At 68.8% G+C, this 13195-nt stretch carries 12 protein-coding genes; 6 read left to right on the top strand and 6 right to left on the bottom strand.

What is annotated here, in order from left to right; translation table 11 throughout:
* Nucleotide 1: 1 nt before the first annotated feature.
* The 5 genes from VFL28_01985 to VFL28_01965 all read right to left on the bottom strand — a co-directional run bounded on the left by VFL28_01985 (nt 2) and on the right by VFL28_01965 (nt 6041).
* Nucleotides 2-904 carry a branched-chain amino acid ABC transporter permease gene (locus VFL28_01985; protein ID HET7263410.1) on the bottom strand — a complete coding sequence of 301 codons (903 nt, stop codon included), beginning with the start codon at nt 902-904 and terminating at the stop codon, nt 2-4.
* Between the two features lie 104 nt (nt 905-1008).
* Nucleotides 1009-2250 (bottom strand): ABC transporter substrate-binding protein, encoded by a 1242-nt coding sequence (locus VFL28_01980; GenBank protein HET7263409.1) that lies wholly within the window; start codon nt 2248-2250, stop codon nt 1009-1011.
* A 91-nt stretch (nt 2251-2341) separates the two neighbouring features.
* A complete protein-coding gene (locus tag VFL28_01975; GenBank protein ID HET7263408.1) occupies nt 2342-3685 on the bottom strand; it encodes an aminotransferase class III-fold pyridoxal phosphate-dependent enzyme in 1344 nt (447 codons plus the stop codon).
* A 149-nt stretch (nt 3686-3834) separates the two neighbouring features.
* Nucleotides 3835-5091 carry a phosphonoacetate hydrolase gene (phnA, locus tag VFL28_01970; GenBank protein HET7263407.1) on the bottom strand — a complete coding sequence of 419 codons (1257 nt, stop codon included), beginning with the start codon at nt 5089-5091 and terminating at the stop codon, nt 3835-3837.
* Nucleotides 5088-6041 (bottom strand): cysteine synthase family protein, encoded by a 954-nt coding sequence (locus VFL28_01965; GenBank protein HET7263406.1) that lies wholly within the window; start codon nt 6039-6041, stop codon nt 5088-5090. Before VFL28_01965 ends, phnA begins: the two co-directional genes overlap by 4 nt.
* 103 nt (nt 6042-6144) lie before the next feature.
* Between VFL28_01965 and VFL28_01960 the strand changes: the two genes are divergently transcribed.
* The 5 genes from VFL28_01960 to VFL28_01940 are packed head-to-tail and all read left to right on the top strand — an operon-like array spanning nt 6145 to nt 10552.
* Nucleotides 6145-7527 (top strand): glutamine synthetase family protein, encoded by a 1383-nt coding sequence (locus VFL28_01960; protein HET7263405.1) that lies wholly within the window; start codon nt 6145-6147, stop codon nt 7525-7527.
* 16 nt (nt 7528-7543) lie between these two features.
* On the top strand, nt 7544-8311 hold the full coding sequence (locus tag VFL28_01955) for a glucose 1-dehydrogenase (protein HET7263404.1): 768 nt from the start codon (nt 7544-7546) through the stop codon (nt 8309-8311).
* A 3-nt stretch (nt 8312-8314) separates the two neighbouring features.
* Nucleotides 8315-8809 (top strand): arsinothricin resistance N-acetyltransferase ArsN1 family A, encoded by a 495-nt coding sequence (locus tag VFL28_01950; protein ID HET7263403.1) that lies wholly within the window; start codon nt 8315-8317, stop codon nt 8807-8809.
* Nucleotides 8810-8837: 28 nt separating this feature from the next.
* Nucleotides 8838-9746, top strand: a complete 909-nt coding sequence (locus VFL28_01945; protein ID HET7263402.1) for a chromosome partitioning protein ParB — start codon at nt 8838-8840, stop codon at nt 9744-9746.
* Complete coding sequence (locus VFL28_01940) at nt 9743-10552, top strand: methyltransferase domain-containing protein (protein ID HET7263401.1); 810 nt, start codon at nt 9743-9745, stop codon at nt 10550-10552. The genes VFL28_01945 and VFL28_01940 overlap by 4 nt, the downstream gene beginning before the upstream one ends.
* A 27-nt stretch (nt 10553-10579) precedes the next feature.
* On the opposite strand, the gene VFL28_01935 is transcribed toward VFL28_01940, so the two are convergent.
* A complete protein-coding gene (locus VFL28_01935; GenBank protein HET7263400.1) occupies nt 10580-12184 on the bottom strand; it encodes a PQQ-binding-like beta-propeller repeat protein in 1605 nt (534 codons plus the stop codon).
* Nucleotides 12185-12226: 42 nt separating this feature from the next.
* Between VFL28_01935 and VFL28_01930 the strand changes: the two genes are divergently transcribed.
* Nucleotides 12227-13183 (top strand): YihY/virulence factor BrkB family protein, encoded by a 957-nt coding sequence (locus VFL28_01930; GenBank protein ID HET7263399.1) that lies wholly within the window; start codon nt 12227-12229, stop codon nt 13181-13183.
* The last annotated feature ends 12 nt before the right edge of the window (nt 13184-13195 follow it).

Raw genomic sequence — 13195 nt, 5'->3', positions numbered from 1 at the left:
CCTAGTCCATTCGCAGGTGGCGCCGGCCGAAGAAGCCCGTCGGCCGGAAGATCAGCACCACCATCAGGACGAAAACGGAAAACGCGTTCGAGTACGACAGCGCGCGGGTGACATCGGGCAGGAATGCGGTGAACAGGGCCTGGGCCTCGCCGAGCGTGACACCGGCCAGCACGCTCCCCGCCACCGACCCCATACCGCCGAGAATCACGATGACGTACGACTGGATATTGGGCAGCACACCCATGTCCGGCGAGAGCGAGAAGATCGGGCCGATCAGCGCGCCCGCGGCCGCGGCCAGCGCGGCCCCGACGGCGTACGCCAGCGTGTTGAACCGGCGCGGATTGATGCCGACGATCGACGCCGAATCGCGCGACTGGCTGACCGCGTCGAGGGCCTGCCCCCAGATCGTGCCGGTCATGAAGTAGAGCAGCGCGAAGATCAACACGAGACCAAAGATACCGGCGAACAGCCGATCGTTGGTGATGACGAGCGCGCCGATCCGGTGCACGCCCGCGATGAACGACGGCGGCTTCAGCGGGAACACGCCGAACACGATGATCGCCGCGTTCCGGAGAAAGAAGGCCAGGCCGAAGGTGATGATGATGCCGTATTCGTCCTTCCGTTCGGTCCGCTCGCTGTACAGCGGCGTCAGCAGCAGGCGCTCCAGCACGACCCCGAGGATGAAAACGGCCGCCATGGCGATGAACATCGCGGCGAACGGTGGGATCCCGGCCAGCGTGATCGCGTAATACGCGGTGTAACCGCCGAGCATGTAGAGATCGCCGTGCGCGAAGTTGACGATCTTGAGGATCGAAAAGATCAGCGTGACGCCGACGGCCACCAGCGCGTAGATGATGCCGATGACGAGGCCGTTGGTGGCCTGGATCAGGAAATAATCGAGCATTGGCCGGCGGCGGCGCCCGTGAGCTCAGAAAACGGGGGAAGGCGCGTCCCGGTACATCGTGACGGCCTTCCCCCGAACGGTCCGGTTATTCCGCCGCGTGCGGGCTACTTCGGCTTCTGGTACGTGTACGCCACGGTCGCGAGGTTGCGCGGCCAGATCACCGGCGCGTCCTCAGGCTTCTGTCCGACCTTGTCGTACTGGAGCAGGTAAAGCGGCGCGTCCACGTACTGGTGATACGCCCAGTCCGGGCTGTGGCTGGTCGAGAACGCGTAGACGCCGCGCGTGCCGCTCCACTTCGACGTCTCGAGCGCGTGGATGATGGCCTTGGAATCGGTGCTGCCCGCGCGCTTGATCGCGTCGACCATGATGTACGCCGCGTCATAGGACTCCATCGACTGCGGCGTAGTCGCAGACTTGAAACGCGCCTGGAACGCCGCCACGAACGCTTTGGTCTTGGCGTTCCACTTGGCCTTCGGCAGACCGGGGTTCTCGGTCACGATGCCGATGCCCGCCTCGCCCACGTTCTTCCAGAACGCCTCGGTGGTCGCCGGGCCGCCGGAATCGTACAGGCCGGTCTGAGCGGTGGGGGCGAGTCCAAGGCTCTTCGCCTGGCTGACCAGCGGGTAGAGCCCGGCCTCGCTGTACGCCGCCGCAATGAAATCGTAGCGCGGGGCATGGGCGAGCACGCGCTGCAGCTCAGCGGTGAACTCGGTCTGGTTCAGGTCCACGCCGACGACGTCGTAGCGGATGCCGTGTTTCCTGAGGTTCTCGACGAGTACGTCCCGGTGGCCCTCGCCGCCGTCCGTCTTCTCGTACATCACGAGGATGTTCTTGAACCCGGCGGCCGCGAGCCAGTCGCCGTAGCGGTTCGCGATGATGGCCTGGCACGGCGCGACCCGGAAGACCTCTGGATAGCCCTTCGCCGTGATCTTGTTGGCCCAGACGTCGACCGCGATAATCGGCGTGCCGGTCTTGTGCACGACTTCCATCTCGGCCAGGAAGACGCCGCTGTGGAATTCGCCGAAGATGCCGACCGCGTGCTCCTGCGCGGTCAGCCGCTCGGCGCCCGCCGTGCCCTCTTCGGGCTTACCGCGGGTGTCGGCTTCGACGAGCTTGATCGGCCGGCCGAGAACGCCGCCCTTGGCGTTGATCTCGTCGATGGCCATCTGCGCCGCGTCCAGCATCAGCTTACCGTCTTCGTAGCCGCCGGGCGGCGAGAGCGGTCCCACTTCGCCGATCACGATCGGGCTCGCCGCGCTCCAGCTCATCTTGATCGGCACCAAGAGAAGCCCGGCCACCGCCAGGACGGCGAAACCGGTGATCACTCCGCGCTTCAAGACACTCATTACGTCGCGCCCCCCTTCGTCTCGAGTGCCCTGCTCTTCTGGTCCGCTGCCATCTCCCGGTGTCGTTCGGTCCGCCGCCGCGGGCACCCCCTTACGCGCCGATTTCCGTCAGTGCACCGTCGATCGCCTGCACGCCGGTCTCGATCTCGTCCTCGGTGACGACCAGCGGCGGCGCAGCGAGGAACACGTTGTAGCGGCCCATGATGTAGACACCCCGCTTGCGCGCAGCGCCGACGAGCGACTTCATCGGGCTCGGGCCGGCGCCGCGCCCCTGGAACGGCTCGAGCGGCTCCTTCGTCGTCCGATCTTTCACGAGCTCGATCCCCCAGAACAGACCGAGACCGCGCACGTCGCCGACCTTGGGGTGGCGCTCCGCCATCTTCCGCAGCTTCGCACCGAGCAGGTCGCCCATCCGGCGCGCCCGCTCCACGAGGCGCTCCTCCTCGAACACTTCGAGATTGGCGAGGCCGGCGGCGCAGGCGAGCGGATGGCCGGAGTAGGTCAGACCGGCCCACAGCACCTTGTCGTCGAAGTGGCGCGAAATCTTCTCGTTGACGAGCACGCCGCCGAGCGGGACGTAGCCGGACGTGACGCCCTTGGCAAACACGAGCATGTCCGGCCGCGCGTTCCAGTGATCGCATACGAACCATTCGCCGGTGCGGCCGAAGCCGGTCATCACCTCGTCGAAAATCAACGCGATCCCGTGGCGGTCGCAGATCTCGCGGACACCCGTGAGGTACCCGTCGGGATAGATCACGAGACCGCTGCCGCCGATCATCGCCTCGATCAGGATCGCGGCGACGCTGTTCGGCCCCTCGTACATCAGGACGGTCTCGAGGTGCTCGAGCGCCGCCTCGGTCTCGCGCTCCGGCGGCACCGAAAAGGGGCTGCGGTACGGATACGGCGTAAGGAACCGGGTGACGCCGGGAATGCCCGGTTCGACCGGCCAGCGGCGCGGGTCGCCGCTCAGCGTGATCGCGCCGTACGTCGCGCCGTGATAGCCGCGATAGGACACGAACACTTTCTGCCGGCCGGTGTACAGCCGCGCCATCTTGACCGCGTTCTCGTTCGCGTCGGCGCCGCCGTTCGTGAAGAACACCTTCGGGAAGGCGCGGCCGGGCGAGATCTTGGAGAGCTTCTCGGCGAGGCGTGCGCGCGGCTCTGTCGAGAAGCTGGGATTGACGAACGTGAGCCGCTCGGCCTGCCGCTGGATGCCGGCGACGATTTTTGGATGGCTGTGGCCGGCGTTCACATTGATCAATCCCGAGCAGAAGTCCAGGATGCGCCCGCCGTCCGCGGTGTAGAGCCAGCAGCCCTTCGCCTGGTCGATCGCGAGCGGTCCGGGGCCGCCCTGAGCCTCCCACGGGATCAGGACGTGTTCCCTCGTGAGTTGGGCGGTGGCATCGGTGGCGGGGGAAGGCTTGGTGACGGCCATGCTACACCTCCGGTGGGGACAAACTGCGACGCCGTCGCGCTCCGACGGGCGTGCATTTCACCACGGCGCCGCGCCCTACCTGCGGCGCGGCGTGATCGGAGCGTAACAAGGGGGTTAACGGACCGCGAAAATTCCGGGAGAGCCGAACATCAGTGCGCGCCGTTCAGGACGTACTCGAAGATGTCGAAATTGCGGAGCGCCGCCGCCGGCCGGGCCGCGTATTCGGCCGCCAGGCGCCGCGACACAAGGAACGGCACCGGCTGCTCGTGGAGGCTGCCGTGGGATCGCAGCCGCGCGCCGGCGAGCTGCGAGAGATCGTGGTCGGCCGCCCGCGCCCCGATCGCGCGGCCGCGCGCGCCGATGACCGTGACGTCTCCCTCGCGGTCGAACGGCAGTTCGAACCGGGCGGCCGCCTCTTCACGAACGAGCGCGAGCTCCACCCCCGGCAGCGACCGCGCGTGCCGCAGCACCGCGTCGCGGTCCAAGCCCGGCCGCATCAGGTGCACCCGCACAAACCCGCCGAGCGCGCCGTGGTGCCGCACGAACGGATCCGTGATCGGGCAGATCACGCGCGTCGCGTTTTCGCCGAAGGCCGCGTCCAGGCTATCGCCGAGGTAGAGGACATTGGGCCGGCCGTCCGGCAGCGCCATGTCCGTCATGCCGTGATCCGCCGCGACGCCGACCGTCGCGCCGAGCGCGACAAGGCCGGCGAGCCGCGCGTCGACGTCGCGCATGAACGCATTCGCCTCCGGGGTGCCCGGCGCGTACTTGTGCTGCACAAAATCCGAGAGCGACAGGTACATCAGGTCCGGCCGCCGCGCCCGCAGCAGCGCGATTCCGGCGTCCAGGACGAACAACGACAGGTCGGCGCTGTACGGGTCGGGCTCGGGCCGGCCGACGAGTTCCACCACCCCGGTGATCCCGTGCTCCGCTTCGCTCGTGGAGGCGGCGCGCTCGGCGGAGAACGCGATGCCGCGGAGATCCTTGCCGAGCGCCTTGCGCAGCTTGTCTTTGGCGGTGATGGCGACCACGACCGCCCCGGCCTCCGAGAAGCGCGCCAGGATCGTCGGCGCCCGCAGCGGCGTCGCGTCGGTCATCATGACCTCGCGTCCGGTGTCCCGATCGAGGTAGTAGTTGCCGGCGACGCCGTGCACCGCCGGCGGCGCGCCGCAGACGATGGACACGTTGTTCGGGTTGGTGAACGACGGCATCGCCGACGTTGCGATCGCGGCGAACCCCTCCCGCGCCATCCGGTCGATCGCCGGGATCATCTTCGCGGCCCGCGCGGCGTCGATGTACGACGGATCGCAGCCGTCGAAACAGACGACGACCGACGGGCGCGCCGGCCACGCCAGCGTGCGCCCGTTGACCTGGACGGCGTCCCTCCGCGGCGCGGCGCGCGTCACCGCGCGCGGGCCTCCGGGCGAAAGACGGCCGTGCTCAGGTACCGGAGGCCCGAGTCCACGATGATCGTCGCGACCGTCCTCCCCGGTCCGAGCCGCTCGGCGACCCGCAGCGCCGCGGCGACGTTCGCCCCGGTGGACGGGCCGGCGAAGATCGCCTCCTCGCGCGCGAGACGGCGCGCCATCGCCTCCGCGTCGTCCGTGCTCACGGTCAGGACCTCGTCCACCTCGGTCGGCTTCCAGAGCGGCGGAATGAACCCGATGCCGATGCCCTCGATCTTGTGCGACCCGGACGGTTTCCCGGACAGCACGGCCGATTCCGCGGGCTCGACGGCGACGACCATCACGTCGCGGTTGTGCCGGCGAAGCGCCCGCGCCGTGCCGTGAATCGAATGCGCGGTGCTGACGGCGTGCACGAACGCGTCCAGACGGCCGCCCGTCTGTATCCACAACTCGTCGCCGAGCGCGTGATAGCCCGTCTCGCCGTCGGCGTTGTTGAGCTGATCCGCCCACCAATGGCCGGGCCGGCGGCTGAGCTCCGCGGCCCTCGCGATCATCGTCTTGATCAACTGCGCGTTGATCCTGCCGTGGTCGCTCGGCACGTCGGTGATCTCGGCGCCGTACGCGAGCATCGTGTACCTCTTCTCGTCGCTGAACGCGTCCGAGAACACGAAGTGCGTCTTGTAGCCGAGCGCCGCGCAGACGAAGGCGATCGAGATCCCGGTCGTCCCGGCGGTGTACTCGATCACCGTGCCGCCGCGGGACAGGCGTCCGTCGGCCGCGGCGCGCTCGACGACCGCGCGCGCCATCCGGTCCTTCATGCTGCCGGTCGGGTTGGCCGACTCGACCTTCGCGACGACACGCGCCGCCCCGGGGGACACGACGTGACGCAGCTCGACGAGCGGCGTGTTGCCGATCGCGTCGAGGATCTGAAGGGACGCCGCCGTCTCCACGCGCCCCTAGTTCAAGGCGCGTCCGCCGCTTCCATCTTCACGCGGCCGTGAAACGTGCCCGTCGTAAAGGGTTCGTGCCCCCCGCGCTGAAGAGGAGGCTCCCATGACCGACGCCGTTCGCGGCCTTTTCACGCTCGACGAGCTGCGATCGCTCGTCGCCTCCGGCGAGATCGACACGGTGATCGCGGCGATGGTCGACATGCAGGGGCGCCTGATGGGCAAGCGCGTGACGGGCCGGTTCTTCCTCGACCAGGTCGCGGAGAGCGGCGCCCACGCCTGCAGCTACCTGCTCGGCGTGGACGTCGAGATGGAGCCGCTGCCCGGCTACCGCTTGACGAGCTGGGAGAGCGGATACCACGACCTGCACATGCGGCCCGACTTCGGCACGCTGCGGCGGATTCCGTGGCTCGAGCGCACCGCGCTCGTCTTGTGCGATCTCGCCCATGAGACCGGGGACCCCGTGGAGGAGTCGCCGCGGCAGATCCTGCGCCGCCAGGTCGAACGCGCGCGGGCCCAAGGGTACCTCGCGATGGTCGCGTCCGAGCTCGAGTTCTACATCTTCCGCGAGTCGTACGCGAGCGCGCAGCGCAAGCAGTTCGTCAATCTGGAGCCGTACGGCCGCTACATCGAAGACTACCACATCCAGCAGGGCACGAACGAAGAGTGGTTCGTCCGCCAGATCCGCAACGGCCTCGACGCCGCGGGCGTGCCGATCGAGTTCAGCAAAGGCGAGTGGGGCCCCGGGCAGCACGAGCTGAACCTCCGCTACGCGCGGCCGGTCGAGATGGCCGACCGCCACACGATCTTCAAACACGGCACGAAGGAGATCGCGGCGCTCAACGACCTCGCGGTCACCTTCATGGCCAAGTGGCGGGCCGACCTCGCCGGGTCGTCCTGCCACCTGCACGCCAGTCTGTGGGACCCCGACGGGGTCCGCAATCTCTTTTGGGAAGACGGCGCCGCGCCGCTCGGGATGTCGGCGCTGTTCCGCCACTTTCTCGCCGGACTGCTGGCCGGCGCGCGGGAGCTCGCGTACTTCTACGCGCCCTACATCAACTCGTACAAGCGGTTTCTCGCCGGGACGTTCGCGCCGGTCGCGGCGGTCTGGAGCCACGACAACCGGACGTGCGGCTTCCGCGTGGTCGGCCACGGGAACGGCCTGCGCGTCGAGAACCGCATCCCCGGCGCCGACGCCAATCCGTACCTGATGTTCGCGGCGACGCTCGCCGCCGGCCTCTGGGGCATCGAGCGCCGTCTGGAGCCGCCGGCGATGTTCGAGGGCGACGCATACCGTGCGGCGGACCTGCCCGGGATCCCGCGCACGCTGCGCGACGCGACGGCCGCGCTCGAGCGCAGCGAGATCGCGCGCGAGGCGTTCGGCCACCGGGTCATCGACCACTACCTGCACACCGCGCACCTGGAGCAGGATGCCTACGACCGCGCCGTGACCACCTGGGAACTCGCCCGCAACTTCGAGCGCACCTGATGGGGGAGCGAATCTGATGCGGCTGGAAGGCAAGGTCGCGCTGATCACGGGCGCCGGGAGCGGCATGGGTCGCCTGGCCGCGCAGGTCTTCGCGCGCGAAGGCGCCCGCGTCGTCCTCGCCGATGTCTCGCAGGACGCGGGAAAAGAGGCGGCCGCCGAAGTCGAGCGCGGCGGCGGCAAGGCCGTCTTCGTCGCGGCGGATGTCTCGCGCGAGCGCGACGTCCAGACGCTGGTCCTCCGGGGGAGAGAGGCCTTCGGCCGGCTCGACGTCCTCTACAACAACGCGGGCATCTTCCCGGCGGACGACGGCTCCGTGGTGGACGTACCCGAACAGGTCTGGGATCGCGTCATGGCGGTCAACCTGAAGGGCATCTACCTCTGCTGCAAGCATGGAATCCCGGAAATGCTGCGGAGCGGCGGCGGCTCGATCATCAACGTCGCGTCGTTCGTCGCGCTGGTCGGCTGCACGGTACCCCAGGACGCCTACACCGCCAGCAAGGGCGGCGTAATCGCGCTGACCAAATCGCTGGCCGTGCAGTTCGGTCCGAAGCACGTGCGGACCAACGCGATCGCGCCCGGACCGATCGAAACACCGCTGCTGATGTCGTGGCTGCTCACCAACCCGGCCGAGAAGAAGAAGCGGCTCGACCGGATCCCGGCCGGTCGGTTCGGCCGACCCGAGGACATCGTGAACATGGCGCTCTACCTGGCGTCGGACGAAGCGGCCTGGGTGAACGGCGCCGTCATGGTGGTAGACGGCGGCATTACGTCCAACTACTTTTAGAACATGCTGCGGACCCGCACCGGGACCCCGGCCGACGCCGAGGCGATCGCGCGTATTTATAATGAAGGTATCGAGGACAGGGTCGCGACCTTCGAGACCCGTCCGCGAAGCGCCGAGGACGTGCGGGCCTGGTTCGACGGCAGACACCCGATCGTCGTCGCGGAGGACGGCGGCCGGGTGCTCGCGTTCGCCTCGACCTCGACGTACCGGCCGCGCGACTGCTACGCCGGCATCGCGGAGTTCTCGGTGTACGTCGCGCGCGAGGCGCGCGGGCGCGGGGCCGGGCGAGTGGTCATGGCGGCGTTGATCGCCGACGCGGAGCGCGCGGGGTTCTGGAAGCTGGTGTCGCGCGTGTTTCCGCAGAACACGGCGAGCCTGGGCCTCCTGAAATCGGTGGGATTTCGGGAGGTCGGACGGTACGAGAAGCATGCCAAACTCGACGGCGTCTGGCTGGACGTGGTGATCGTGGAGCGCCTGCTGGCGGCCAACTTCCGGTGACCGCCGGACGCCGCTGAAGGGAGACCCGATGCCGGACTGGACAACGCATCCCGAGGGGGCGGCGCCGGCCAAAGTGCAGGCGCTGGCTGAGCAGATCGAGCGCGACGGCGGCCGCGTCCTGGCGGCCTACCGCGAGCCGATCGGCGAGCATTGGCAGATCTTCTGCCTGCTGCCGACCGACAAGGTGGAGGCAACGCCCTACCAGCGCGACCTCTCGCCGACGCACGTGAAGCGCCTTCAGGCCGTCGTCAAAAAGCTGGACCGCGCCGTGGATCCGATCGTCGTGATGTCGCCGGAGCCGGGCACGTACTGGACGCCGAACGGCAACCACCGGCGGGAAGTCATGCGCAAGCTGAAGGCGGAGATGATCCCGGCGATCGTCGTGCCCGAGGCCGACGTAGCCTTCCAGATCCTCGCGCTGAACACGGAGAAGGCGCACAATCTGAAGGACAAGTCGCTCGAAGTGATCCGGATGTACCGCGGGCTCGTCGAGCACGAGCCGTCGAAGGGCGAGGAAGCCTACGAATTCCAGTTCGAGGCCGCCTACTATATCACGCTCGGGCTGCTCTACGAGAAGAACAAGCGGTTCGCCGGCGGTGCGTTCGCGCCGATCCTGCGGCGCGTCGACGGGTTTCTCAAGGGGAACTTCCCGAAGACGCTGCCGCAGCGCGAAGAGCGCGCGGCGCTGGTCATGCGGGCCGACGAGGCGCTCGCCGGCGTCGTCGAGCGCCTCAAGAAGCGGGGCCTGCGCCACCCCTACGTCAAGAATTTCGTCCTTGCGCGCACGACGCCGCTCACGCGCGCGCGCAAGACGCTGCCGGGCTTCGATCAAACGTTCAAGAAGCTCGCCGCCAACATCGAGGAGTTCGACATCTCGAAAGTCCGCTACGAGGACATCCAGCGCGCCGCGATCATGGCGGTGCCGGCGGCGACATGAGAGAGCAGGCCGCGCGCCGGCAATACGCGTTCGACAATGTATGGATTCACGCGCGGCAGCGGCTGGACGGCCTTGAGCAGCTCCTCGATCCGGGGACGATTCGACATCTCGAGGCGCTCGGGGTCGCGGAAGGCTGGCGGTGCTTGGAGGTCGGCGCCGGCGGCGGCTCCGTCACGACATGGCTGTGTCAGCGCGCCGGCTCGACAGGGCATGTGACGGCCACGGACCTCGACACTCGCTTCCTCGACGCCGTGACGATGCCCAATCTCGACATCCGCCGGCACGACATCGTCACCGATGAGCTGCCGGAGATGAGATTCGACCTCGTGCTGTCGCGACTGGTGCTGGAGCACATTCAGCAGCGTGAGACGGCGCTGCGGCGGATGCTGTCCTCGCTCAAGCCGGGCGGCTGGCTGGTGTGCGAGGATACCGACAGCGCGTCCGTGACGCTCCTATCTCCAACCAACCCTGCCAGCCGGGAGCTTTTCGCCAGGGTGGAACGCGCAAAGGACGCGGTCCTGACCGCCCGAGGCCATGCGTACTGCGGTCGGCAATTGTACGGGTATTTCTGCGCGCTCGGCCTCGAGCGTGTCCGGACCGAAGGGCGCGCCCCCTTGATCTACGCCCGCACCGCACCCGCGCGGTGGAAGGCGCTCTCCGTGGACCAAATCCGCACGGACATCGTCGGCACCGGCCGCGCAACGGACGCGGACATCGATGGATATCTTGCCTTGGTCGATTCACAGGAGTTCGTCGCGCAAGGATTCACGGTCATGACGGCTTGGGGGCGGCGACCCGGCGCGTAACGTCCCGGCCGCGGTCTCAACCGCCGCTTATTTGAGCCCGTAGGCCACCACCGCGTGCGCCGCGCCGATGTAGACGCGGCCGCCATAGACGGCCGGCGTGATGAACCGATGCGTCGGGCCGGGACCGTCTCCGTTCGACGAGGCGTACAGCGGCGCGCCGGTGCGGGCGTCGAGAGCATGCAGGGAGCCGGCGGCGGTGTCGACCACCCACACGATCCCGTTGGCGCCCGATCCCGTAACCGCCGGGGCGCCGGCGTCACGCATCCCCGGGCTGCACCACGCGACGTCGAGTACCGACGCGTGGGACTGCGCCGACACGTCGAGCCGCAGCGCCACGATTCCACCGGTGCCGCGACACGGTTCAGGCTGCGACCCGCCGCCCGTTCCGGGCAGGTAGATGAACCGGCCCGCGGCTCCGCCGTCCCAGTACGCGCCCGCCGAGAAGATGCGCCCGCCCGGGCCGCGGCAGTCCCCAAACACGCACCGGCTGTACACGCCCTCGCCGCTCACGCCGTCGCCCTTCGCGACCCCGCCCATGTTGTCCCGGTTGACGAGATAGACCACACCCTGCTTGCCCGCGGCCACCACGAGGTGCGGGGTCGCGGTGCCCGGCTGGTCGGGCAGCACCATCGGCGTCGCCGACCCGAGGTCGGTGTCGGTGCCGTTGAGCGGCACGTAGTTGCTCGGTATGAAGAAGTCGCGCGCGGAGCCCGAGAAGCGGAGCGACGGCGAGGTCTCGAGCCGCACCACGGCCTCGCCGTAGTCGACCCGGCCTCCGGAATCGCTGTTGCCGGTGCCGGCGTACAGCCGGCCGTCCGCGTCCGCGGAGATGCCGCCCGTCGCCCAGATGCCGCCCATGCGCCCGGTTGGCGTCGCGTAGGATTCTTGTCTGCCCGGTGCAGCGACCGGCACCGCGACCACCCAACCGTGGTAGTCCCCGCAGTCGCCCCAGTAGCCGCCGAAGGGTATATAGATGACACCGTGCAGGAGCAAAAGCGCTCCGCGCTGCTGCTGCGGCCGGACGTCGAACTTAAGGCCGCCCGACGCCGGCGGGTCGATCGTAACCGGCCAGCCCCGGCGCACCGCGCCGGTGTCGAGGCCGAGCGCCGCGATCCGATACGAGCGCGTGCGGCCGCCGTCGGGCGTCGTCTGCGCGACGGCAAACAAAGTGCCCGACGCGCGGTCGACGACGGGCGTGCCGGTGATCCCCACCGGGTCGATGTTGCCGCAGGGCAGGCTGGACCGCGGCACGGGCGTGCCGAGCGACACGGGACCCCAGAGCCGCGTCCCGCTCTCGGCGTCGAAGGCGTAGACCGCGTCGCGCTCGGTCGCGACGTAGACGACCGTGCGCGGCTGCCCGCGGACCGTCACCCCGGGAACGACCAGCGGCGACGCGTAGACATCGCCGTCGACCGGTTCGCTCCACAGCCGGCGCGGCGACCGCGACCGCACGGCTTCCGGCGTGAGCGCGCGCTCGCCCGGATCCCAGCCGGTGCGCGCCGGATCGGAGTGAAACATGAGGATACCGGCCGGCGCGGCGGGGGCGGCCGCCGAAGCGCCGCCGCCGAGGCTCAGCACGAGGACGGCCAGCGGAACGAGGAACCACGAGGCCGGCCGTGAACGCTTAGCCATCACACGCACCTCCGGACGGTTCGGCGGGGAAAAAGATCACGTATGGCCAGAGCGATCCGCATACCCACCGGGCTGAGAGACGGCGAGCGTCCCTCGGGCGGCGCCGTTGCGCGCGCCGGCCGGACCTGCCTGCGCGCGGCGCGGCGGTTCGTCCGGCACGGGGACTTTTTCCCAGCCGCGGCGATCAGTTATTACGCCATCTTCTCAATGCTGCCGCTGGCCATCCTGCTGCTCGTAACCCTTCAGTTCATCTTCAACGTGCCCGACGCAAACGTCAGCAAAGGGATGGGCCGGCTGTTCGGGGGACTCACCGACACCGACATCCTGCTGCAGACGATTCGCAGCGCGTACACGCAGCACGCGCGGCTCGGATGGCTCGGGGGGATCGCGCTGATCGCGGCGGCGGCCGGCGTCTTCAGCGCGGTGCAGGTGGCCCTCAACCGAGTCTGGGAAGTGCCCGGGCGGCGCTTTCACTTCCAATTCCTGCTCGGCATCGTGATGATGGCGACGTCGCTGCTCGTGTTTCTCGGGATGCTGCTGCTCATCTTCAATACGATGCGCTTCCTGCGGGTCAGCGAGATCGGCGCCCTGCTGGGCCATCCGCGCCTGCCGCGCAGCGGGCCCCTGAGCGGACTGTCGATCACCACCGCGGTGGCCCAGTTCGTCGTGTTCTGGGTCGGCTACCGCATGCTGCCGAACGTGCGCGTCCGGTGGCGCGACGCGTGGCTCGGCGCGCTCGTCGGGGCGGTCCTCTGGCACATCATCGCGATCGGGCTCGGCTGGTACCTCACGGCGATGTCGGACTATTCGACCCTGTACCATCAGGTCGAAGCGATCATGGTGCTGATCATCTGGGTGTACGCGCTCTCCTGCTGCTTCCTCTTCGGCGCCGAGTTCGTCGCGGAGTGGACGCCGTATCCGCACGTGATCCGGGAAGTGGAAGAGCCGCATGCGGCGCCGTCTTCGGCCCAGGAACGGGTGGCCGCCGGCGGCAGTTGATCCCCAACGCCG

It is taken from the genome of bacterium (genome assembly GCA_035691305.1).
In the GTDB taxonomy this organism is placed as follows: Bacteria; Sysuimicrobiota; Sysuimicrobiia; order Sysuimicrobiales; family Segetimicrobiaceae; genus DASSJF01.
Note: the sequence above shows the minus strand (reverse complement) of the source record. Positions and strands in the feature narration are given on the sequence as shown.